Raw genomic sequence first — 22,945 nt, 5'->3', positions numbered from 1 at the left:
AATGTTGATCAGACGATCGATCCGCGCCGATGCACCGGACTCAGGCCAGTGCCGGGTATCGGGCCCGCGCGCTTGCCTGATCGACACCGAGCTTCTCGGCCAGCCAGTCGCAGACAAATTCCTGACCGAGCGTCGGATTGTCGATCTGGCAATGCGCCGCGCCGGTTTCTTCCGGATAAAAAAGCTTGAGTTCGGCGTTTACACCGCTCTTTTTCGCATAGTCGTAGGTATCGGTCGCCGTCTCGAGGCCGAGCCAGTCCTCGGTTCCCTGCAGGACAAGATACGGCACGCTGATGTTGTCGATGACGCCGCTCAACGAGAACACTTTGGCCCGCTGAACCACCGCTTCCGGTGTCGAGCATCCGAAGACCCATTTCAGGTGGCCCCAGATCAGCTTGTCGGGGAAGTCGAGCCACTCGGCGAACAGCGACGACATGTCGAACATCACCGAATCCGACACCACGGCAGCGACCCGCTTCTCGGCCGCTGCGGCCAGCGCCGCGTAGACACCCCCGACGCTGGCACCGTACAGCCCGATCCGGGTCGAATCGACGTCCGCACGCGTCAGCAAATAGTCGACACATGCGCCGACCGGAACCTGCGTATCCGGGCGGTTGACGATTTTCTGCCTGCGCAGCGTTCCGCCTTGCCCGGGCAGATCGACCAGCAGCAACGACATGCCGCGGGGAAGCGCGTGCTTGGGCATCTCGTGAAGGAGTTCGTCCTTGTACTCGTCGAGCCCGCCGAAAGCGATTACGACCGGCGAACGAACGTCGCTGCCTGCACACGGGATGAAATAGGCATCCAGGTGCGCCCCGTTCTCGTACGGAACCTTGACGACTTCGCCGGCAGGCGTGAGACCCGCCAGATAACGCTTCGAGCAGCGCTCCACGCTTTCGAAGGTGTCGGTGCGTCGCGGGTCGTCATGCCCGAGATAGAACTCCGACGAACGATAGTAGTTGGCCGCGCGCAGCCAGTTGCTGCTCGCCGTACGAAAGCGCTTCAATTCAAACGCCTCGTTCGCACGGGTCTCGCTCGTCCGTGCGAGGGCTTGCCATTCGCGATACCAGCTCTCGGTATCGCCCGGCGCCATCCGCGATGCCGCGAGAAAGCACTCGCTGATCAGGCTGGCCCCTTCCTGCGCGGCACCCAGCGTGCGCGCAAACTGAAAACTCAGCTCGGGCTGCCCCGGCCATTGAACCCAGCCATTCTTCTCGTAACGACCGGGTGCTACGTTCTTCGCATCCATCTTCTGTCTCTCTCCATGATTGATTTGACTAACCCAGATACGACCAACCGTCTTCATTGATTCTGTTTCTTGCGGGTCGCTTGCCGACGGTGCCGACACCTGCGACCGGTATCCCCTTGAACTGGCGCCCCGAGGCCCTTTCCCCCCAGGCATCCGCTGGCGCTTCGCGAGGGTCACGCCTGAATTTACGGATACGTAAATTTCGATTCATGATAGCGGGTCTGTTATCACATATCAAGATGATGTTCCGTTGGCGCCCCGGAAGCGTCGGCGGTGCCGGCTCCGGGCGGTGGCTGCCGTCCCTGTTGACCGGATTGCCGCCGTCCGGGCGCCGAACGTGGAACCCGGAATATCAGGCGAGCGAGCGCGTTACGTCTGACAAAACCGCTTCGAGGTTCGTCATGAACAGATCGACGTGGTCCGGTTGAAAAATCAGTTGCGGTCTCAACTTGAGAACGTTTCCGTACGGCCCGGTGGCACTGATCAGGATGCCTTTCCTGCGCATGCCATTCACCACCTTCGGCGTGTCGTCGCTCAATGGCGCTTTGGATTGCCGGTCCTTCACGAGTTCGACCCCGAGGAAGAAACCTGCGCCACGAATGTCCCCGATCAGCGGGCACGCGTCCTGAAGCTCGAGCAGCTTCGACCGGAAATAGTGTCCCGTGCTTTGCACGTTGAGCATCAGCCCTTCGTCCCGGATCGCATTCAGTACCGCAAGGCCCGCAGCGCTTGCCACCGGATTGCCGCCAAACGTGTTGAAGTATCGGGTCCGTCCGGCGAACGCGTCGATCAGCGGCGTCCGTGCGACGATGCCGGCAACCGGATACCCGTTTCCCATCGGCTTCCCGAGCGTGACGATGTCCGGAACGACACCGTGGCGCTCGAAACCCCACATCGCGGATCCGGTACGGCCAAAGCCGGCTTGAACTTCATCGGCGATGAAAATTCCGCCCTCGCGACGGATCAGATCGACCGCCGGGCCCAGAAAGCCGGCCGGATCGCCGAAAATGCCGTCGCTGCTGAAAATCGTGTCGACGATCAGCGCGGCAGGCTGAATACCGTGCCGCCTCATGTCGGCGACCGCCGCGGCAACGCTTTCGGCAAACGCGGAAGCGACTTGCCCGGCCGAGTAGGTCCGGTAGGTGTCGGGGGCCGGGACGGTGCGCACATGCTGGCCGAGCGGTACGCCTGCGCCGAACGACGGAGAGATCTCGGCGATCGAGCTGGTGACGCCGTGATACGCCAGCTTCGTCACGATGATGCCCGTTCCGTTCGTTGCCGCACGTGCAACGCGCAACGCAAGATCGTTCGCCTCGCTGCCGGTGCAGGTGAACATCACCTTGTCGAGCGCCGCCGGAAACAGCGCGAGCAGGCGATCCGAATACTCGAGTATCCGCTCTTCCACATAGCGGGTATGCGTCGCCAGCACGGCCATCTGGCTGGAGATCGCCGCCACGACGCCGGGATGCGCATGCCCGACCGACGGCACGTTGTTGTACACGTCCAGGTAGCGCTTTCCGTCCACATCGACAATCCACACCCCCTCGGCGCTTTTGGCATGGACGGGTTCATCGTAGAACAGGCGATAAGCCGGGCCGAGATTGTTCTGGCGACGCGCAATCGAATCGGTTGTATCCATTGAACTTCCCACGATAGGGTTGAGGCTAACCGCGAAGATCGCGAATGGCCTGGAAACGTGTGTTCGCCTGTGCATCGGAGATTCGCGCCAGGCGCTTCAGACCGATCCATGCATTGGCGTTGTTTCGCAAAATGTAGGCGCTGTTCGACGGATGCAGCGACGCGCGCCATTCCGTGATGGCGACGGTCATGACCAGTCGCGCGAGGATCAGCGGAAAGAGTGCGTGAAGCTCCACCGTGTCCAGCGGCATCTCGCCGTGGTAGGCAGCCACCAGTTCGACAACGGGCGCCAGCGGATCGTCGGCGTCCGCGATGAAATACGAAGCCGCGGTCGCCAGGTCGTTGATCAACGGGGCCTTGACGATATCCCCGAAATCGATGACGCCGGACACGCCGTGGGTCGCAGGATCGACCAGCACGTTGTACGGATTCAGGTCATTGTGGATGTACTGTTCCCGTAGCGCACCCGACAGCGGTTCGATGCCCGCTTGAAAGCGCTCGAAGGACTCGATGGCCAATCGCTGCCGATCCGGACCGTCGATGTATTCCAGCAGCCCCCTGACCCGGTCCATGCGCTTCAGATCCCACAGCAGGTCGCGATCGGGCGCCGGGTACGCGAAATCGGCAAGGGCACGTCCGATCCTGGCGTGCGTTTGCCCGATCGAGCGCCGGCAGAATCGGTCGACCTCGATCTGGTGCAGCGGCGTTCCCTGAAGGAAACTGAACAATCGCACGGGCGCCATCCGGCCGTCATGGAGGCAAAACCAGCCGGCGTCGGCCCCGGTGTTGGTCGACAACACCGTGGGAACCGGAATCGACGAGTCGGTCGCCTCGATGTGACGCAGGGCCTTCGTGACGAGTTCCGTCACCTGCGCAAGCTCGGACGGGTGCGTAATTTTGAGCACGTACCGGCGCGCTTCCGCGTCCTCCACCAGGTAATTGAGATCGCGCTCGCCGGTGAGTCTCCTGAGCGAACGCGGTTCGATCGAATAAACGGCGCGCACGATGTCGCAAGCCACCTCGTCATGCACGGCCGGCATGGCTTCGGTCATCGTCTTGTCGAAGGCGTAGCCGGCGTCGGTTCCCCGGCTCATTTCCGGACCTCGACAGCCACCCCGCCACTGGCATCCGCATGAACGTCGACGCCGTAGACCGACAACGCGCGCTCACGCGAAATCCAGCGCTCGCGCACGTCGTCGATCACGGCCGCGACGGCTCGGGTTTTCGGTACCCCGTATCCTCCACCGCCCGCGCATACCGAGCGGATGGTCTCGCCCGGAACCAGATCGACATGTCCCGCCACGGGAATGTCATGGCACTGCCCGTCCTTGTCGATCAGAACCTGCGACGTCGCGCCGCCCGCACCGCCGCCGCGGGCGCCCTGGGCCGGATTGACGGAACCATCCGCGACATACGCAACCGTCATCTTGCCGGACAGCGGGCCGAATTCGGTCACGAGGCTCGACGCGCCGCGATACTGCCCCGCGCCCTCGCTGTCGATCACGAATTGCCGTCTGGTCACGATCACCGGCATGCGCAATTCGTCCAGCTCCACGCTGTCGAGCAGGCATTGGCCGCCGTTGCCGGCATGCAGCATCAATTGCCACGCGTCGGCGCGCGGCCCGGCGCCGCCGCCGGTGAAACCCAGAAACACCTGATTGACATACGCATCCCCGGTGTCTCCGCGCACCCCGGAGAGCACGCCGACCGACGGCGGCTGGAACGGACCGCATTCGGCGGCGCCAATGCTCGCGGAGATGTCCGCCATCGCGACCTGAACCGGGCCCGTGACACGGTCCGCGAGGTTCGTCGTCGCGACCGAACATGAGGTCGGATGACGCGGCACACCGACGACGCATCCTTCACGCAGCTGGACATCGATGCGGCGGAACGCGCCGGCATTCTTTGGAATCGTCGCGTCGATACTGTTGAAAATGCCGATCATCGCGGCGGTCCGCGCGCAGGACTCCGACAGATTGAGCCCGCACGGGTAGCAATCGTCGTTGTCGGTCAGATCGACGTGGACACGGGCGTCGTCAGGATCGATCCGGACCGTCACCTTGACGGTGATCCCGTCGGGCGGCGTGCCCGGGATCGGATCGTGCGTCGACGAGCGCTCCGCACTGGCGCGCGGCAGCTGGCGCAGCGCGGCGATCATGCGCTCTTCGCTGTAGTCGAGGTAATCCTTCGTCAGGGCCTCGAGTGCGTCCCACCCAAGATCCTGTCCCAACGCAAGCAGTTCCTGCTCGCCGATGCGAACGGACCCGAGCATCGCGAGAAAATCCCCCCGCCATTGCTCCGGCACGCGAATCCGCAGTTCGCACATGCGGATCACGTCGGAGACACGTTCATACTGTCGTTGCACCTGGACGCACGGGAAAATCAGCGCGCCCTCTTCATACACGTCGCGCGCAGTCCCCATGTAGGTCGTCGGCTGGGAATTGCCGCAATCCGCCTGGTGCGCCTTGACCAGGATGGTGAACCGGTGCTTGCCGTCGCCGTCGAACACGGGCGCGAGCAGCGTATGGTCCGCAGGATGCGAGCACCCGTGATACGGCGAGTTGTGGAGGAACACATCCCCCGGCAGAAAGCCCGGGTGCAGTTCCTTCATCGACTTCGACATCAGGTCCGGCCCGGACAGCACGTGAATGGGCAGGCTCTCGGCCGCCGCGACGAGTTCGTCGTCGGCGGACACGATGCAGCAGGAAAAATCACGTGCAATGTTGAGCACGCCTGAGCGGCCGGTTCGGGCCAGCGTATTCGACATCTTTCTGGCAATGCCCTGGAGCCGGTTGTTGACGAGCGCCAGCTTGACGCCGTCGCGGCGGCCTTTGGTCGTGTTTTCAGTCATGGTCCGTGGTCCTCTCATTCAACGTCGGTCATCACCAGGCTTCCGGACGGCGTCCGGCTTGCCTCGGCGCCAGGCGGCACCACGATGGTCGTAAAGGGGGATTCGACGATGGCAGGTCCGCTGATGCGGTGTTGCACGCCGATGTCGCCGAGCCGGTGCACCGCCGTATCGATGTAGCCGGTATCCGGGAAATACGCGCGGCGGACCCGCACCGCCGGCTCGCCCGCGCTATCGCCGGCATGGCCGACGCATGGCTCGGATGCACCGCGCACCCGCACGGAAACCGTTGCACACCAGCCGACGATCTCGACCGGCGACGTGTCGTCCTGGATGCCGAAAAGCTCCTCGTGCGCACGATGGAAAGCGGCTTCGAACACCTTGATGCCGTCAGCGTGCGTAAAGACGTCCGGGGTAACGGGCACCTCGATTTCCCAGACCTGATCCGGGTAGCGCGCCTCGACCAGGAACTCGGTCGCGCCTTCGGTCCCGGCTTGATCGAGGAATCGCCGGCAGTCGCCGTTCAGGTCTTCGAGCACGTGTCCCGCGCCGGAAAAATCGAAGCGATCGGTCCGCGTGAAGAACGTGCGGCGATACTGCGCGGTGAGGTCGGACATCAATGCGCCGCACGCCGATAGCGCGGCGCCCAGTTGCGGAATGAGCAGGCTCTTTGCGCCGAGGCGCCGGGCGATCCACGCAGAGTTGAGCCCTGCTGCGCCGCCCCCGCCGATCAGGACCGCGTCCTTCGGATCGACGCCTTGATTGACGGTGATCGTTTCGATCGCCTGGACCATGTTTTCCGTTGCGATCTGGATGATCGCGCTGGCCGCTTCCTCGACGGTTCTGCCGAGCGGTTCCGCGACATGCGCCCGGATCGCCTTCACCGACGCATCGACATTCAGCTTGCGCCGCCCGCCAAGGAAGAAGTCGGGATCGAGATAACCCAGGGCCACGCAGGCGTCGGTGACGGTCGGAAGATCGCCGCCGTTGTCGTAGGCGGCCGGGCCGGGTTCGGCCCCCGCACTTTGCGGACCGACATGCAGCATCCCGCCATCGTCCACCCACGCGATCGAACCGCCGCCCGCACCGACACTCTTGATGTCGACCGACGGAAACCCGGTAATGTGCGATCCGCTCGGCGATTCGATGTGCGTCTCGCGCGTCACCGGAATTCTGCCCCGTCTCACCAGGCTCACGTCATACGTGGTGCCGCCCGTATCCGCGACGATGGCGAATTCGCTGGGCTCGTCGACCGACGCGAAATAGCGGCCGGAAATGGGTGCCATCGCCGGCCCCGAATTGAGCATCTGGATCGGCATTGCCGCGGCGTCGGCGATGTCCAGGATGCCGCCCCGGGAAGTCAGCACGAGCAACCGTCCCTTGAGCCCTGCCTCGCGCAGGAAGTGTCGCAACCCTTCCAGATGCTTGATCATGGAAGGCTTCAGGGACGCGTCGATCGCCGTTGCGGACGCGCGCCGATACTCGCGGATCGTCGGCGACACACGGTGCGAAAGCGACACGGGAACCGACGGCAGATGGGCCGCGAGCAGTTCGCCGATCCGCTCCTCGTGGCGGTGGTTGACGTTCGACCAAAGCAGGCACACGGCGACGGCTTCGATCCGGGCGGCCTTCATCTCCTCGATCGAGGCCAGCAACTTCGCTTCATCCAGCGGCGTGCCGACCGAGCCATCCGCGAGCATGCGCTCGGCGACCTGCCAGGTGAGCGACCGTGGAATATAGGGGGCCGGCGTCGACAGCGAATAATCGAATACGTCGGGCCGTCCGCCCTCCCTGAGCACCAGGATGTCCGGGTGGCCTTCCGTCGTGAGAAAGGCAGTTCGGGCCGTCCGCCCGGTCACGACTGCGTTCAGCGCGTGCGTCGTGCCATAGATGAACATGCTGGTGCGCGCCAACAACTGTTCCACCGTGAAACCGCCGTCCTGCGCCGCCACCTGCAGCGCGGCATGCACCCCTTCCAATGGCTTGCCAGGCGTCGTCGGCGCCTTTGCCATTCTCAGTTGACCGTCGTCGTATTCGACGATCAGGTCCGTGAAAGTACCTCCAGTGTCGACAGCGATTCTCATGGCTCCATCCACTTAAATGAGCAGGCTCGATTCCAGTCCGGCGCTTTGCAGCGCACCTCTTTTGTTATCTGTGATAACATATAACAAATCATAGGCTCAGGTCTCCGAAAGCGCAAGCCGAAACCTGCCGCCCAGCCGGAGCCGGGCCGCGGTTCATCCACGCGCCGCCGCAACGGGCACGGGCCGGGCGGCGCGATCGGCGCCAGATCTGCGTGATAAAATATCTGGCATCACGCATCACGAACGAGGATTCGTATGAACGACAAGAAGGTGGCGGAAATCCGCGATTTGCCTGCATCCGAGCGTGGCGTCGCCAAGGCGGATCGCCCCGGCCTTCTTGAACCTGTCGAGCGCGAGACCCTGTATGACAAGGTCTATCGACAGTTGAGCCAGGCACTGCGGCAAGGTCAGTTCGAGATGGGCCAGTCGTTGACCCTGCGGTACCTCGCCGGCACGCTCGGCGTGAGCATGATGCCGGTGCGGGATGCCGTCTCCAGACTGGTGAGCGAAGGTGCGCTGGAAACCTTGCCGAACCGGCAGGTTCGCGTGCCGCTGCTCACGCTCGGTCAGTATCAGGCCTTGATCGAGGCGCGCGTCGCGGCGGAAGGGTATGCCGCCTATCTCTCCGCCAAGCGGATCGGCGGCGATGCGCTGCGGGATGTCAAGGCCGCCAACACCCGGCTCAAGGCTGCAGCGAAGAAGCGCGATCATCCGACCGTCATGGAGGCGAACCAGGCCTTCCACTTCGGCATCTATCGCGGTGCGGAATCGCCTGCGTTGCTGCAGATCATCGAAAATCTCTGGCAGCAGAGCGGCCCGTACCTGTCGAGCATCGAACGTGCGATGACCGCCAGTCCCGCCAAACGCGGACACGATTTCGGCGCGGCACAACATGACCGAATCATCGCGGCGCTGGAGAGTGACGATGGCGATACGGCGCGGGCAACCCTGGTTGAAGACATCGAAACCTTTGGTGCGATTTACCTGGACATCTTGCGGCACGATCACGCGTGAGCATCCAGCCACGCGACGCAGCTGGCGCGCACGACGCCGGGCCGCCTACGGAGCGGGAACCGAGGCCATTCGACGCGCTTTGACGGATGCTTCTGCGTCGACCCGGGCCCGCCGCGACTTTCGCGTCGTATTGCCGTGCACCAGGGCATTCAGTGCGCTGGCCACGTTCTGGCCGGCGCTGCTCTGCGGTCCCACCGCATCGCGAAAAGCCTGGAGATGGCGATTCGCGCGGGCCGCTTGTCCTGAACGGAACAGCATGCTGCGCAGTTCGGCGAGTGTCGGCCGCGGCTGCCCGCTCTCTTCCGGATGGCTGCGTAGCCAGATCGCCAGTCGGCGCAGCAGGCTCGCATGCGTCAGCGCCGTCCTGCGAAGCGTGGCCGAGGTCTGCTGATAGCGCCGGATCAATGCTTCGTCGTCGCTCTGGACCGGCTGCCGTTTCCGCGCGGTATCGCCGCGAACCAGCGCATCCAGTGCACTGGGCGTATTTTTACCCGTACTGCTGCGCCTTCCCACCGCTTCGCGGAACGCCTGGACATGCGGATTTTTGCGCGCCGGCCGGTGCGACTCGATCAATTCGGCGCACAACACCGACAAGGTCGGGCGCGGCCTGCCGTCGGCCTCGGGGTTGGCGCGCAACCAATGACCCAACTGGCGCAGCAGGCTCGCGTGGCTCTCGGCTGTTTTCGGCGCGGTATTCGACGCGTATCGGTATGCACGGATCAGCGCTTCATCGTCCACATGCCAGTGTCGGCCTGCGCCGCGCCCTCGCGCTTCCAGCAGATACCGTTCCTGGGTCAACGACGGGATGCCGGCCTCCTGCATGAACATTGACAATGTCGATTCCATGGACGGGATGGATTTTTCAGGCAGCGTATGCGGGCGCCGCCCGAGATTCCGGCGTGTCGAGGCGATCGCGCCACGCGTTGATTCACGGCATTGAACGACGTAGCGTATTGCCGTTCGACAGGCCGCTTGGCCATGCCGGGACAACGATGCCGGGAAGCCGCAGGCACATGATCCGCCAGCGTTGCGTCAAGGAACGAGCCGAACACGAAGATGCGTTCCGAAATGCGAGCGACCGCCGGGGCGTTGCTGCACGGCGGGGTGTCGCGATACGGAAAGGCGGGAGCGAAATGGCAACGCGTGCGCTACCCAACGCTCGAACGGCAGAACGCCCCGCGCGTTTCCGGCTTCACATGACGGGCGTGTCACGGCCGGCTGCGGAAGAGACTGGTCCGGGGCCCCGCGCGAGGGCCAACCGTCCGGCCGGGTTCGCGGTGACGACGTTCCGCGAGGGGCTCGCACGCGTTCGCCGGGAGTCGTAGGCGTTACGCGTACGCGGGGATCCCTTCGCCACGCCAGGAAAAAGCTTTTTACGAATCGTTGGTTTGAGCGGCGCGACGCAGCCCGTAGCATGGGCGCGTCAACCTCCTTCCAGCATCGGAATGTCCGCGCAAACAGACAAGGTCGTCCATTGGCTGCTGTCCAGCCTGGCGCCCAGAAGCCAGCTCTTTCACGTCGGCCAGTACTGCGGCGACTGGCAGGCGTCGACCGCCGGCCGTGCCAAGGCAAGCTTCCACGTCATCCTGCATGGATCGGCGTGGCTTCACTTCGCCGACGGGCGCGCCAGCGTCCCGGTTGCCGAAGGCGAAGCCGTGTTCCTGCTGCGCGACGTGCCGCACGGGTTGTCGCCGAGCCCGGTCAATCCGAACGCCTGCACCGTCGCCGGTGACGGCCGGATCGAGCGACGCGGAACGATGCAGACGCTCGACCCGTCGGTCGACGGCAGTGTCGGGCTTGCCTGCGGCTTCATCGAATTCCACTCCACCGTCTCGCGCGCAATCGTGTCGCTCCTCCCGGAGTACCTGATCGTGCGGCGCGGCGACGACGCCCATCGCGGCATCCACGGCCTGTTCGACCTGATACGCGCCGAAGGCCGTCATGGCGTCGACGCGCCATCGCCGCTGATCGACAAGCTGGTCGAACTGCTGCTGTTCTATGCGGTACGGGACGCCGCCGGGCACGATACCGTGACCAGCGGGCTCGCATCGCTGATGCAGCGGACCGGCTTCGGCACGCTCCTGGCCGCGATCGTCGACGCGCCCGGCGACGCGTGGACCACCGAGTCGATGGCCGCGCTCGCCAACATGTCGCGCACCGCGTTCTGCAAGCACTTCAGCGAAGCGTCGGGACATCCGCCGATGCAGTTCGTCACGATGGTGCGGATGAGGCTCGCGGCAGACCTGTTGCAGCAGGGCTTGCCGATTTCGCGTGCAGGCGAAATCGTCGGCTATCGGTCGGAGTCGGCATTCGCGCATGCATTCAAGCGCACGATGGGCATGCAGCCCGGCGCATGGCGTCGCGATCGCGACAACGCGTCGCACGCTGCGGCGCGCCTCCACTAACCGGACGGCGCACCGCCGCCCCGCGGGACGAACGCACAGGAATCGCGGATGTTCGCGCATTGTCCGGTGGCGACGCCGCCTCGACAATGTTCTCACTGCCCTTCCGGAGAATCCTGTGAGCCGCCTGCCCTTGCCTGCCATCGAAACGGCCCCCGCGCCGAGCCAGCCGTTCCTGGAGAAATCGCTGCGTGCGAACGGCTTCCTGCCGAACCTGGTGCGCTCGCTCGCGAATGCGCCGGTCGCCCTCGAAACCTATCTGACCGTCTCGGAGATCAACAGCCGCGCGGGCCTCACGTTTGCCGAGCGCGAAGCGGTTCAGATCACCGCGGCCGCCGTCCACGGCTGCGCGTTCTGCGTGGCCGGCCACACCGCGGCGGCGCTGAAAAAGGCGCATGTCGATCGCGCGGACGTGAACGCGTTGCGCGACGGTGAGCCGGTCGCCGATGCGCGGCTGGATGCCGTCGCCGAATTCACGCGTGCGGTGATCGCGACGCGCGGCGCCGTTGCCGACGACGCGCTCGACGCCTTCGTTGCCGCCGGCTTCACCGAAGCGAACGCGCTCGAGGTGGTGCTGGGCGTCAGCCTCGCAACGCTGTGCAACTTCGCGAACAACCTCGCGCGCAACGAACTCAACCCCGAACTGGCGGCATACCGATGGGAACCCCGGACACAGCTCGCCTGACGGCGCCCGCACTCGACGCGTCGTTCGTCGACTGGCTCGACGCGAACGCCACGCCGCTCGACACGAGCGCCGACCTGAAAGCCGAAGTCGTGCCGCGCCTCGCGGCCGCGGGGCTGTTCCGAAGCGGCGTGCCGGCGAGCCTCGGCGGCGCCGGCGGCAGTACCGCGGACGCCATTGCGGGCATCGCCGCGGTGGCCGAGCATTCGCTGGCGGCAGCCTTCGTTCTGTGGGGCCAGCGCAGCTTCATCGAGTATCTGCTGCAAAGCCCCAATACCGCGCTGCGCGAGCGCTGGCTGCCGGCGCTGCTCGACGGCAGTTGCGCCGGTGCCAGCGGCCTGTCGAACGCGATGAAGTATCTGTGCGGGATCGAATCGCTGCAGATCGACGCCACGCAGCACGCGGAAGCGGCCGGCGACTGGCGGCTGACCGGCAGGATGGCCTGGGTGACGAACCTGCGCGCGGAGCAGTTCGTGGTGGCGGCCGCCGTCGCGTTTCCCGATGGCCGCCCGTCCGCGATCGTCGCGATCCCGCATGACGCGCCCGGGCTGGCCCGCAGCACGGATCTCGACCTGATCGCGCTGCGCGGCAGCAACACCGCCGCGTTGCGTCTCGAGGACGTGCCGACCGATGCCGCGTGGCTGATCCATCCGGATGCGCGAACTTTCCTGCCGGCGGTGCGACCGGCGTTCCTGGGTTTGCAGTGCGGGCTCTCGATCGGGCTTGCGCGTCGCGCGCTGGCCGAAGCGCAGCGTGCGGCGAAGACGTCGCGCGGCATCCTGGGCGCAGAAGTCGAATCGTGCGCGGCCGGGCTGGCCGCCGCATGCGCGCAGCTCTCGAGCGGCCTTGCCGACGGCAGCCTGCGCATGCACCCCCATCGCCTGTTCGAGCTGCGCATCACGCTCGCGACGCTGGTGGCGACCGCCGTGAACCTCGAACTCGAGGCGAGCGGTGGCCGCGGCTATCTGCGCGATGCCGGGCTCGGTTTCGATCGACGCTGGCGCGAAGCGGCGTTCATTCCGATCGTCACGCCCAGCGTGGTGCAGTTGAAGGCGCAACTCGCGGCGCAGTCGCGGAGCATCGCCGCATGACGCCGCCGCTGCTGGACGCCCGCCACCTGACGCTCGGCTACGGCGAGCCGTCGCCCACGATCGTGCTTGCCGATGTCTCGCTGTCGGTCGCTCCGGGCGAAATCGTCGCGCTGATCGGCCCGAGCGGCACCGGCAAGTCGAGCCTCCTGCGCGCGCTGGCCGGCCTCGAGCGGCCGCAATCGGGCACCGTGTCGGTCAACGGCGCGATGCTGCAGGGTCCGCATCCGAAGATCGCGATCGCGTTTCAGGATCCCTGCCTGCTGCCGTGGCTGTCGACCGAACGGAACGTCGCGTTCGGGCTCGCGTTCGAGCATCAGGATCGCCTCACGCGCGATCAGCAACGCGAACGCGTCCGGTCGGCCCTGCGCGCGGTCGGGCTCGAAGCCGCCGCAGCGCTACGCCCGGCCCAGCTTTCCGGCGGCATGGCGCAGCGCGCGGCGCTCGCGCGCGCACTGGCGCGTCAACCGCAGGCCTTGCTGCTCGACGAGCCGTTCTCCGCCCTCGACGAAGTCACGCGCGCCGCGATGCAACAGCTGCTGGCGGGCATCGTCGCGACGACGCGCTGCGCGACGGTACTCGTGACCCACGACATCGACGAAGCGCTGCTCGTGGCCGACCGCATCGTGCTGCTCGGCACGCAAGGCCGTTTCATCGATGCCTGGCAGGTCGATCTTCCGCATCCGCGCGACGCGTTCGTCAGCGAACTCGGCACGATGCGCATCGACATCCTGAAGGCGTTGCAGGCCGGCATGAAGCGCCCGCACGCGTCCGAACTCCACCCCGCTCACTGACCTGTCCCGCCTCCCATGTGCCAGATACCGATGTCGCGCCGCGAATGGCTGAAGCTTGCGACCCTGTTCACCGCGGCCGGCGCCGCCCCGCTGCTGTCCATGGCGAACGCGCATGCCGCAACGGATCCCGATGCGCCCGTTCGCATCGGCTATCTGCCGATCACCGACGCAGCGCCGCTGCTGGTGGCCCACAACAACGGCCTCTTCGCATCCGAAGGGCTGAACGTCGAGCCACCGAAGCTGTTGCGCAGCTGGGCGCAGCTCGTCGAAGCGTTCCTGTCCGGCCAGGTCAACGTCGTGCACCTGCTGTCGCCGATGACGCTCTGGGCGCGCTATGGCAGCCGCGCGCCGGCAAAGGTCGTCGCATGGAACCACGTGAACGGCTCCGGGCTGACGGTCGCGCCCGGCGTCGATTCGCTGCGCGATCTCGGCGGCAAGACCGTCGCGATCCCGTTCTGGTACTCGATCCACAACGTCGTGCTGCAGGACATGCTCCGTCAGCAGGGGCTCGTCCCCGTGCTCAAGCGGCGCGGCACGCCCGGGCCGAACGAGGTCAACCTGGTCGTGATGGCGCCATCGGACATGCTGCCCGCGCTCGCCGCGCGCCAGATCGCCGGGTATATCGTCGCCGAGCCGTTCAACGCGACGGCGGAATTGATGAAGATCGGCAAGATCCTGCGCTTCACCGGCGACGTCTGGCAGAACCATGCGTGCTGCGTCGTGTTCATGCACGAGAACGATCTGGCGCAGCGCCCCGCGTGGTCGCAGAAGGTCGTCAACGCGATCGTGAAGGCGCAGTTGTGGGCGCGCTCGCATCCGCAGGAAACCGCGCAACTGCTGTCGAAGGACGGCACGCACCGCTATACGCCGCACACGCTCGCGGCACTCGATCGCGTGCTGGTTCCGTCGGCGTCGCTGGCCGACACCTATCGTGCGAGCGGCGCGATCCGTCATGCGGACTGGCGCGGCAAGCGGATCGACTTCCAGCCGTATCCGTTCCCGAGCTACACCGAGGCGCTCGTTCAGCGGTTGAAGCGCACCGTGGTCGACGGCGACGGCGCATTCCTCGCGTCGCTCGACCCGGCGTTCGCCGCGCGCGATCTCGTCGACGACCGGTTCGTGCGCAAGAGCATCGATGCGGTCGGCGGGCTCGCGGCGTTCGGTCAGCCGGCCGCCTTCCGGCGGGAGGAGATCATCGTTGTCTGATGCGCTTGCCACCCGCCGTTCGTCCGCCCGCCAAACGCGCGCGGCCCGCGGCTTCCGTTCCCCGGCGCGCATGGCCGCCGGATGGCTCGGCGTGGCCGGCCTCGTCGCGACCGTCGCCGTCTGGTGGGCCGCGATCCACGCATTGACCGAGCCCGGCTCGCTCGGCCGGCAGTTCGCGCCGGACAGCGCGTTTGCGAGCCTGCGGTCGCTGTGCGCGGACGATCACCTGCTCGAGCACGCGCTCGTCAGCCTGCGGCGCATCGGCGTCGGGCTTGGCGCCGCGCTGCTGGCCGGCGTGCCGCTCGGGCTGCTGATCGGCCGCGTGCAATGGATCGAGCGCATGCTGTCGCCGACGTTCCAGTTCCTGCGCATGGTGTCGCCGCTGTCGTGGATGCCGCTCGCCGTGATGTCGTTCGGCATCGGCGACCGTGCGATCTACTTCCTGCTCGGGTTCGCCGCGTTGTGGCCGGTCCTGATGAGCACGGCCGCTGGCGTGACCCAGATCGACCGGCGATGGCTGCAGCTCGGCGCAAGCCTTGCGGCCACCCGCCGCGAGCTCCTGATCCACATCGTGCTGCCTGCCATCGCGGGACCGCTGCTCAACGGCATCCGGCTCGCGATCGGCATCCTGTGGATCGTGCTGGTGCCGGCCGAGATGCTGGGCGTCAGCGCGGGCCTCGGGTACCTGATCCTCGACACGCGCGACCGGCTCGCGTATTCCGAACTGATGGCGGTCATCGTCGTCATCGGCGCGCTGGGCTTCGCGCTCGACGGATTCGCGCGGCTATTGGCCCGGGCGCTGCTGGCGTCCGGCCGCTAGCGCGATGCGCGGCGGCCGGACGGCCCGCCGGCCGCGCGCGGCTCAATTCCACGCATGGCGTGCCGGGCGCACGCCGTTCAGGTAGTAGTTGCCGACGAGGTGATATTTCCAGCGCACCGGATCGTGCAGCGTATGCGTGCGCGCGTTGCGCCAATGCCGGTCGAGATTGTGCTCGGCGAGCGTCGATTGCGTGCCGGCCAGCTCGAACAGCTTTTCGCCCGCGAGCAGCGCGACCTCGGTCGTCAGCACCTTTGCTTCGCCGACCGCGACGGACGCACGCGCGACATCGTCTTCGGTCACGTTGCCGCGCGCCGCGATTTCGTCGAGCGTGCGCGCCGCACGTTCGAGCAGCGCCTCGGCCGCATGCAGCTGGATATGCAGATGACCGATCTCGCGAATCGTCAGCGGATCGTCCGTGGCCCGCTCGACGCCGCTGTCGACCCACGGCCGTGTGCGGGTACGCACGAACGCCAGCGTGTCGTCGATGGCCGCCTTCGCGATGCCTGCGTCGATCGCCGCCTGGATGATCTGCGACAGCGGGCCGTTGAGCGTCGGCACGTCCGACACGCGCTGCGCGGGCAGCACGTGCGACGCCGGAACGCGTACCGCATCGAGCACGACCGTGCCGCTCGCGGTCGTGCGTTGCCCGAATCCCGACCAGTCGTCGATCACGGCCAGCCCCGGAGTCGGCTGCGGCACGTATGCGAGCCATGCCTGGTGCGCGTCGTCGAGGCCCAGCACCGGCACGTAGTGCGCGAACAGCGCGCCGGTCGAGTAGAACTTGGTGCCGTCTACCCGATAGTCGTCGCCGTCGCGGCGCACGCGTGTCTTCAGATCGAGTACGTGTTTCGTGCCCTTCTCCGAGAACCCGTTGCCGAAGCGCTTGCCGCTCAGCACTTCCGCGAAGAAGTGACGCTTTTGCGCGTCGGTGCCGGTCAGCGTGATTACGTCGACCAGCCCGAAATGATTCTGCGGCAGCTGCCCGAGCGACGGATCGGCCGCCGCGACGATCTTGATGACTTCGGTCAGCGTCACATGCGACACGCCTGCCCCGCCGTACGCCTTCGGCACCGTGATCGCCCACAGTCCCGACTGCGAAAACCATTCGATTTCGTCGCGCGGCAGGCGGCGCGTGCGATCGCGTTCGGCCGCGCCTTCCGCGAGCCGTTGCGCGAGTGCGTGCACGGCCGCGATCGCCTGTGCGTCGTCGGCGATCACGTGGGCCGCGCGATGCGCTGCATCGGCCGGACGCTCCTGAATCGTGGCGCTCGTGTCTGACATCTGCCCCTCCTGTCGAATGACGAAAGCGTTCAATCTAACAGCGCGGCGCGAGCGCTAAAACCGAGCGATTCTCGGATCGATATTCCTTTGGATAACAAACGACCTGTCGATCTTCACACGCGATGCCGCGCTTGTGCGTCGCAATCGACGTACGAACGTCGATGCGTCCCCGCCCGGTTCCGGTAATACGCAGCGGCGATAACCATCTGCGAATCCGTTATTGGAACGCTCGCGTCGCGCTTCCTATACTGGCCTCCCGGCGCAATCGGCCCCGCTCTTCGAGGAACCCCGCATGACTTCGACGCACGCAGCCCCCGACCTTTCCACCGGCACCGACTACGACACGCTCGCGAGCCGGTTTCGGCCGATCTTCGAGCGCATCGCCGCCGGCACCGCCGAACGCGAACGCCGCCGCGAACTGCCGCACGAGGCGATCGGCTGGCTGAAAGCGGCGGGCTTCGGCGCGGTGCGGCTGCCCGCAAGCGCCGGCGGCGCCGCTGCGTCGCTGCCGCAGCTGTTCCGGCTGCTGACCGAACTCGCCACCGCCGATTCCAATCTGCCGCAGGCGTTGCGCGGGCATTTCGCGTTCGTCGAGGACTGGCTGAATGCGCCGGCCGGGCCGCAACGCACGACCTGGTTCGACCGCTTCGCGAGCGGCCAGCTCGTCGGCAATGCCTGGTCGGAGGCCGGCGACGTGCCGCTCGGCCAGACCGTCACGAAGGTATCGGAACAGAACGGCCGGTTCGTGCTGAACGGCCGGAAGTTCTACAGCACGGGCAGCCTGTTCGCCGACTGGATCGACGTGTTCGCGCAGCGCGCGCACGACGGCAGCGACGTGATCGTGGCCGTCGCGACCGCGCAGCCCGGCGTGATCCGCGAGGACGACTGGGACGGCTTCGGCCAGACGACGACCGGCAGCGGCACGACGCGTTTCGAGGATGCGGCCGTCGACGCCGGCAACGTGATCGACTTCGCGCGCCGCTTCAAGTACCAGACCGCGTTCTACCAGCTGTTCCACGTCGCCACGCTGGCGGGCATCGGCCATGCGATCGTGCGCGACGCGGGCGAGCTCGTGCGCAGCCGCACGCGCGTGTACAGCCACGGCAACGCGGCGCGGGCGGGCGACGACGCGCAGCTGCAGCAGGTGATCGGCGAAATCGCGTCGTGGGCGTACGCGGCCGACGCGCTCGCGCTGCGCGCCGCGCAGCCGCTTCAGCTCGCGTACGAGGCGCGCTTCGGCGGCGACGACGCAGCCGAGCACGCGGCGAACGTCGCGGCCGAGATCGAATCCGCGCAGAGCCAGCTCGTCGTGTCCGAACTCGTGCTGCGCGCGGCGACGCGCCTGTTCGACGCGCTCGGCGCATCCGCGACCCGCACCACGACCGCGCTCGACCGTCACTGGCGCAACGCGCGCACGGTGTCGTCGCACAATCCGCTCGTCTACAAGGCGCGGATCGTCGGCGACTGGGTCATCAACGGCCGCACGCCGCCGTTCGTCTGGCGCGTCGGCAACGGTGCGGGCGCCGACGTGGAAACGGAAGCCGGAGTCGCGCGATGAGCAAGCCCATCCGCTTCAACGCGTTCGAGATGAACTGCGTCGGCCACCAGTCGCCGGGCCTGTGGGCGCATCCGCGCGACCGCTCGTGGCAGTACAAGGATCTCGACTACTGGACCGACCTCGCCCGCGTGCTCGAACGCGGGATCTTCGACGCGATCTTCATCGCGGACGTGATCGGCTACTACGACGTCTACAAGGGCAGCAACTATCACGCGCTGCACCAGGCCGCGCAGATTCCGGTCAACGATCCGCTGCAGCTCGCCGCGCCGATCGCAATGGCGACCGAGCATCTCGGCATCGGCATCACCGCGTCGACGACGTTCGAACACCCGTACACGTTCGCGCGCCGGTTGTCGACGGCCGACCATCACACGAAGGGCCGGCTCGCATGGAACATCGTCACGTCGTACCTGGAGAGCGGTGCGAAGAACGTCGGCGATCACGGCCTGCGCACGCACGATGACCGCTATGCGGTCGCGGCCGAATACGTCGAGGTGCTGTACAAGCTGTTCGAAGGCAGCTGGGAAGATGGCGCGGTGGTGCGCGATCGGGACGGCCGCGTGTTCACGCATCCCGAGAAGGTGCACGAGATCGGCCACAAGGGCCGCTTCTTCGACGTGCCCGGCTATCACCTGTGCGAGCCGTCGCCGCAGCGCACGCCGGTGCTGTTCCAGGCCGGTGCGTCCGGCCCCGGCAAGGCGTTCGCCGCGCGGCACGCCGAATGCGTGTTCGTCGCCGCGCCGACCCGCGACCAGCTCGCGCGCTACGTGGCCGACGTGCGCGCGCAGGCCGCTGCCGCCGGACGCGATCCGGCCGGCGTGCTGATCTACAACCTCGTCACGGTGATCGTCGACGAAACCGACGAGAAAGCGCAGGCCAAGTTCGACGAGTACCGCCGCTATGTGTCGTACGACGGCTCGCTGGTATTCATGTCGGGCTGGACCGGCATCGACTTCGGCCAGTATGCGCCGGCCGATCCGGTGCGGCGCGTCGAGACGAATGCGATCGTGTCGGCGGTCGAGCACCTGTCGGGCGGCGACACCGCGTGGACGATCGAGGCGCTGGCGACCTGGGGCGGCATCGGCGGGATGGGCCCGGTGTTCGTCGGGTCGGCCGCAACCGTCGCGGACATCCTGCAGGAATGGGTGGCCGCGACCGACGTGGACGGCTTCAATCTCGCGTATGCGGTCGCGCATGAAACCTTCGAGGATGTCGTGCGCCACCTCGTTCCGGAGCTGCAGCGGCGCGGCGTGTATCCGACCGCCTATGCGCCGGGTACGCTGCGCGAGAAGCTGTTCGGCGGCCCGGCGCGGCTGCCGGATACGCATCCGGCCGCGCAGTTTCGCGATATCGAGCAGGTCAAGCGCGATGCGGAGCAGGAAGCGGTCAGCGCATAACGAACGGCAACGTCCAGGCCGGTATGCCCGTGTACGGGGCAACCGGCCTCAGCGCAAACGGCTTCGCGCGGCCCGGCGAAGCCGTTTGTGTTTACGGGGAGCGGCGAGCGCCCTCCCGCCAACGCTCACGCGGCGCTTTCGTCGTCGATGTCGCGCGCCGTCGGTTCGTAGCGCACGATCAGCAGGAACACGATCGGCGTGACCGCGCTGATCGCGACGACCCAGAACATGTCGGTACCGAGACGGGCTTGCAGGATCGGCAGCACGAACAGCGCCAGCGCCTGGCCGATGCCGCACAGCGATCGCCCGAAGCCGACGCCGGTGCCGCGGATCGCGGCCGGATAGGACAGCGTCGGATAGATCATCATCTGCGCGCCCGGCCCGAAGCCTTCCGCGAACAGCCACGTACCGAGCATCAGCAGCACGACGCCAACCGCGAGTGCGCCGTGCGGATGCCCCGCCAGCGCGAGCGCGACGAGTGCGACCGTTTGCAGCGCGAACCCCGCGATCGCAACATGGCGCGACGGGTACCGATACGCGAGGCGCATGCCCAGCAAGCCGCCGGTAAACGCGAACAGCACGTTCAACGCGAGCGAGGCCGCGATCGTCTCGAACACGCCCGCGCCGAGAAACTGCGACAGGATCGACGGCAGGAAGAACGCGATCGCCGTGTATTCGAACGGAATGCACAGGTTCATCACGCTGGCGACGATCGTGCGCCCGAGATACGGGCGCTGGAACAGCACGCGAATCCGCACGGGCGGCGGGCCCGGTTCGCGTCGCGCATCCTCCGCTTCGTGGGCGTGAATACCGTACGATTCGCGCAGGATGCGCGCGGCATTGGCCAGATCGCCCTGGTTCGCGGCCCACAGCGGCGATTCGTTCATGAACCGGTTCCGGAACAGGATGATGACGAGCGCGGGCACCGCGCCGAAGATCAGCGACGCGCGCCACAGCCAGCCCGCATGCTCGGCCGGCAACAGGAAATACAGGCCGAAGATCAGCAGGAAACAGACCGACGACGCGACGTACCACATCGGGCACCACGCCGCGAGCCGCGACGCCTTGTTGCCGCGACCGTTGAACTTCGAGAATTCGGCGAGAAACGCCATCGCGACGGGCAGGTCGATGCCGACGCCGAGCCCCATCACGAAGCGGGCGCCGATCAGCACCCAGACGTTCGGTGCGAGCCCGGCCGCGATCGCCGCGACGACGAAGAACAGCATGTCGGCCATGAACACCTGGTAGCGGCCGATCCGGTCGGTCAGCCAGCCGCCGATCAGGCTGCCGAAGATCGTGCCGATCATGATCGCCGACCCGACCAGCCCGGTCAGCGCGGGCGTGAGGCCGAACTCGCGCGCGACGTCGTCGATGCCGTAAGACAGCGTCGTCAGGTCATACGCATCGAGAAACACGCCGCCGAGCGCCAGCAGCACGATCATCCGCGCATGGCTGACCGAACTGTCGACCGTGTTGATCAGGCGCGCGACGTCGCTCGCCGAGCGGATCGGGGAAGAGGCCGGGGTGACCGGGTCCAGGTGGATCGAACTCATCGCATTCCTTAATTTCACGCCGGATGACCGGCGATGTTCGCGTGGCGCGGGAAACCGGGCGTGCACATTCGCGGAGCGTCAGGCCATCCCGCGAAGGCGGTCCCGCTGCCGGCGAGGCCCGGCAGCCGAAATTCTGTTCCCCCGGTCCGGCAATCCCAAGCGATATAAAGCGATTAATTAATCGCCCTGCGTCATAAAGTTGCGCGGCCGGTGCGCTTAGCAGCCGCGCGCATGTTCAATCGCGGATTTCTTCGTTAACGGATCGCCGGCGCTTGGGTACATTAGCCCGCTACCCTGCCTGTTCGCGGCGCATTGCCGCTCTTCCGGAGATTCCCCGATGAAGCTGTTCTGGTCCCGCGCGTGGCAATCCGCGGCCCTCGTCATTGCCGCGCTCGCCGGTCTCGCATCGATGCCGGCCCACGCGGCGACGCCCGCGGAAATCCGCGTCGACTATGCGTACTACTCGCCCGAGAGTCTCGTGATCCGCCACTTCGGCTGGCTCGACGACGAGTTCAAGGCCGACCGGACGTCGATTCGCTGGGTGCTGAGCCTCGGCAGCAATCGCGCGCTCGAATACCTGAACAGCGGCGCGGTCGATTTCGGTTCGGCCGCCGGGCTGGCGTCCGTGCTCGCGCGCGCGAACGGCAATCCGATCCGCACGGTCTACGTCTTCTCGCGTCCCGAGTGGACGGCGCTCGTCGTACGCAAGGATTCCCCGATCCGCTCGCTTGCCGACCTGAAGGGCAAGAAAATCGCCGCGACGCGCGGCACCGATCCGTTCCTGTTCACGCTGCGGGCGCTGCACTCGGCCGGCCTGACGCGCGACGACGTCGAGATCGTCAACCTGCAGCATCCGGACGGCCGCACCGCCCTCGCGAACGGTCAGGTCGATGCATGGGCCGGGCTCGATCCGCACATGGCGGCCGCCCAGCTCGACGACGGCGCGCGCCTGCTGTATCGCAACGTCGCGTTCAATACGTACGGGTTCCTGAATGTGCGCGACGCGTTCGCCAGCCAGTATCCGCAGGCGGTTGCGCGCGTGCTGAAGGTCTACGACCGCGCGCGCCAGTGGATCGTTGCGCATCCGGCCGAAACCGCGCAGATCGTCGCCGACGAATCGAAGGTGTCGTTGCCGGTCGCGCGGCTGCAGCTCCAGCGCAACGACTTCAGCGATCCGGTGCCGGGCGACACCCAGCGCGCGGCGCTGAAGGCCGCCGCGCCCGTGCTGACGGCCGAGCAGCTGACCAAGCCCGGCGTCGATCCCGCGAAGATCGTCGATACGCTGATCGATCCGTCGTTCGCGCGCCCGATCGTCGCTGCGTCGCACTGAG

The 22,945-nt window shown here is 66.6% G+C and carries 18 protein-coding genes; 10 read left to right on the top strand and 8 right to left on the bottom strand.

Features of this window, described 5'->3' with window-relative positions; all coding sequences use genetic code 11:
- Window positions 1-40: 40 nt before the first annotated feature.
- From ACWMMN_RS34560 to ACWMMN_RS34540, 5 genes are all read right to left on the bottom strand, one after another.
- The gene (locus ACWMMN_RS34560) at window positions 41-1,249 is read right to left on the bottom strand and encodes an alpha/beta hydrolase family protein (protein WP_486424456.1); all 1,209 of its coding nucleotides are present in this window, start codon (window positions 1,247-1,249) and stop codon (window positions 41-43) included.
- Window positions 1,250-1,601: 352 nt separating this feature from the next.
- Window positions 1,602-2,888: an aspartate aminotransferase family protein gene (locus ACWMMN_RS34555; RefSeq protein WP_059241538.1), complete on the bottom strand. Its 1,287-nt coding sequence runs from the start codon at window positions 2,886-2,888 to the stop codon at window positions 1,602-1,604.
- Window positions 2,889-2,913: 25 nt separating this feature from the next.
- Complete coding sequence (locus ACWMMN_RS34550) at window positions 2,914-3,981, bottom strand: phosphotransferase (RefSeq protein WP_174994478.1); 1,068 nt, start codon at window positions 3,979-3,981, stop codon at window positions 2,914-2,916.
- The gene (locus tag ACWMMN_RS34545; RefSeq protein WP_059241534.1) at window positions 3,978-5,738 is read right to left on the bottom strand and encodes a hydantoinase B/oxoprolinase family protein; all 1,761 of its coding nucleotides are present in this window, start codon (window positions 5,736-5,738) and stop codon (window positions 3,978-3,980) included. The genes ACWMMN_RS34550 and ACWMMN_RS34545 overlap by 4 nt, the downstream gene beginning before the upstream one ends.
- Before the next feature lie 14 nt (window positions 5,739-5,752).
- On the bottom strand, window positions 5,753-7,819 hold the full coding sequence (locus ACWMMN_RS34540) for a hydantoinase/oxoprolinase family protein (protein WP_174994477.1): 2,067 nt from the start codon (window positions 7,817-7,819) through the stop codon (window positions 5,753-5,755).
- A gap of 255 nt (window positions 7,820-8,074) precedes the next feature.
- Between ACWMMN_RS34540 and ACWMMN_RS34535 the strand changes: the two genes are divergently transcribed.
- Complete coding sequence (locus ACWMMN_RS34535) at window positions 8,075-8,833, top strand: GntR family transcriptional regulator (RefSeq protein ID WP_342706320.1); 759 nt, start codon at window positions 8,075-8,077, stop codon at window positions 8,831-8,833.
- Between the two features lie 45 nt (window positions 8,834-8,878).
- Here the strand turns inward: ACWMMN_RS34535 and ACWMMN_RS34530 are convergent, their stop codons facing one another.
- Window positions 8,879-9,661, bottom strand: a complete 783-nt coding sequence (locus ACWMMN_RS34530) for a hypothetical protein (RefSeq protein WP_486424455.1) — start codon at window positions 9,659-9,661, stop codon at window positions 8,879-8,881.
- A gap of 617 nt (window positions 9,662-10,278) precedes the next feature.
- Here ACWMMN_RS34530 and ACWMMN_RS34525 point away from each other — a divergent pair.
- The 6 genes from ACWMMN_RS34525 to ACWMMN_RS34500 all read left to right on the top strand — a co-directional run bounded on the left by ACWMMN_RS34525 (window position 10,279) and on the right by ACWMMN_RS34500 (window position 15,825).
- The gene (locus ACWMMN_RS34525) at window positions 10,279-11,238 is read left to right on the top strand and encodes an AraC family transcriptional regulator (protein WP_486424454.1); all 960 of its coding nucleotides are present in this window, start codon (window positions 10,279-10,281) and stop codon (window positions 11,236-11,238) included.
- Window positions 11,239-11,353: 115 nt separating this feature from the next.
- The gene (locus ACWMMN_RS34520) at window positions 11,354-11,920 is read left to right on the top strand and encodes a carboxymuconolactone decarboxylase family protein (RefSeq protein WP_059241525.1); all 567 of its coding nucleotides are present in this window, start codon (window positions 11,354-11,356) and stop codon (window positions 11,918-11,920) included.
- On the top strand, window positions 11,893-13,008 hold the full coding sequence (locus ACWMMN_RS34515) for an acyl-CoA dehydrogenase family protein (RefSeq protein ID WP_486424453.1): 1,116 nt from the start codon (window positions 11,893-11,895) through the stop codon (window positions 13,006-13,008). The genes ACWMMN_RS34520 and ACWMMN_RS34515 overlap by 28 nt, the downstream gene beginning before the upstream one ends.
- On the top strand, window positions 13,005-13,799 hold the full coding sequence (locus ACWMMN_RS34510) for an ABC transporter ATP-binding protein (RefSeq protein ID WP_059241521.1): 795 nt from the start codon (window positions 13,005-13,007) through the stop codon (window positions 13,797-13,799). Before ACWMMN_RS34515 ends, ACWMMN_RS34510 begins: the two co-directional genes overlap by 4 nt.
- A 15-nt stretch (window positions 13,800-13,814) precedes the next feature.
- Window positions 13,815-15,005 (top strand): ABC transporter substrate-binding protein, encoded by a 1,191-nt coding sequence (locus ACWMMN_RS34505; protein ID WP_059241519.1) that lies wholly within the window; start codon window positions 13,815-13,817, stop codon window positions 15,003-15,005.
- Window positions 14,998-15,825 (top strand): ABC transporter permease, encoded by an 828-nt coding sequence (locus tag ACWMMN_RS34500; RefSeq protein WP_340625969.1) that lies wholly within the window; start codon window positions 14,998-15,000, stop codon window positions 15,823-15,825. Before ACWMMN_RS34505 ends, ACWMMN_RS34500 begins: the two co-directional genes overlap by 8 nt.
- A gap of 42 nt (window positions 15,826-15,867) precedes the next feature.
- Here the strand turns inward: ACWMMN_RS34500 and ACWMMN_RS34495 are convergent, their stop codons facing one another.
- Complete coding sequence (locus ACWMMN_RS34495) at window positions 15,868-17,106, bottom strand: SfnB family sulfur acquisition oxidoreductase (RefSeq protein WP_486424452.1); 1,239 nt, start codon at window positions 17,104-17,106, stop codon at window positions 15,868-15,870.
- Window positions 17,107-17,398: 292 nt separating this feature from the next.
- Between ACWMMN_RS34495 and ACWMMN_RS34490 the strand changes: the two genes are divergently transcribed.
- Together ACWMMN_RS34490 and ACWMMN_RS34485 are read left to right on the top strand one after the other, a co-directional pair.
- Window positions 17,399-18,664 (top strand): acyl-CoA dehydrogenase family protein, encoded by a 1,266-nt coding sequence (locus ACWMMN_RS34490; protein WP_486424451.1) that lies wholly within the window; start codon window positions 17,399-17,401, stop codon window positions 18,662-18,664.
- Complete coding sequence (locus ACWMMN_RS34485) at window positions 18,661-20,061, top strand: LLM class flavin-dependent oxidoreductase (protein ID WP_340625967.1); 1,401 nt, start codon at window positions 18,661-18,663, stop codon at window positions 20,059-20,061. Before ACWMMN_RS34490 ends, ACWMMN_RS34485 begins: the two co-directional genes overlap by 4 nt.
- A 125-nt stretch (window positions 20,062-20,186) precedes the next feature.
- Here the strand turns inward: ACWMMN_RS34485 and ACWMMN_RS34480 are convergent, their stop codons facing one another.
- Window positions 20,187-21,614, bottom strand: a complete 1,428-nt coding sequence (locus ACWMMN_RS34480; protein ID WP_486424450.1) for an MFS transporter — start codon at window positions 21,612-21,614, stop codon at window positions 20,187-20,189.
- A gap of 337 nt (window positions 21,615-21,951) precedes the next feature.
- On the opposite strand from ACWMMN_RS34480, the gene ACWMMN_RS34475 reads away from it, so the two are divergent.
- On the top strand, window positions 21,952-22,944 hold the full coding sequence (locus ACWMMN_RS34475; protein WP_059241506.1) for an aliphatic sulfonate ABC transporter substrate-binding protein: 993 nt from the start codon (window positions 21,952-21,954) through the stop codon (window positions 22,942-22,944).
- Window position 22,945 lies beyond the last annotated feature (1 nt).

This window comes from Burkholderia cepacia complex sp. TUM26381, assembly GCF_057439935.1.
Note: the sequence above shows the minus strand (reverse complement) of the source record. Positions and strands in the feature narration are given on the sequence as shown.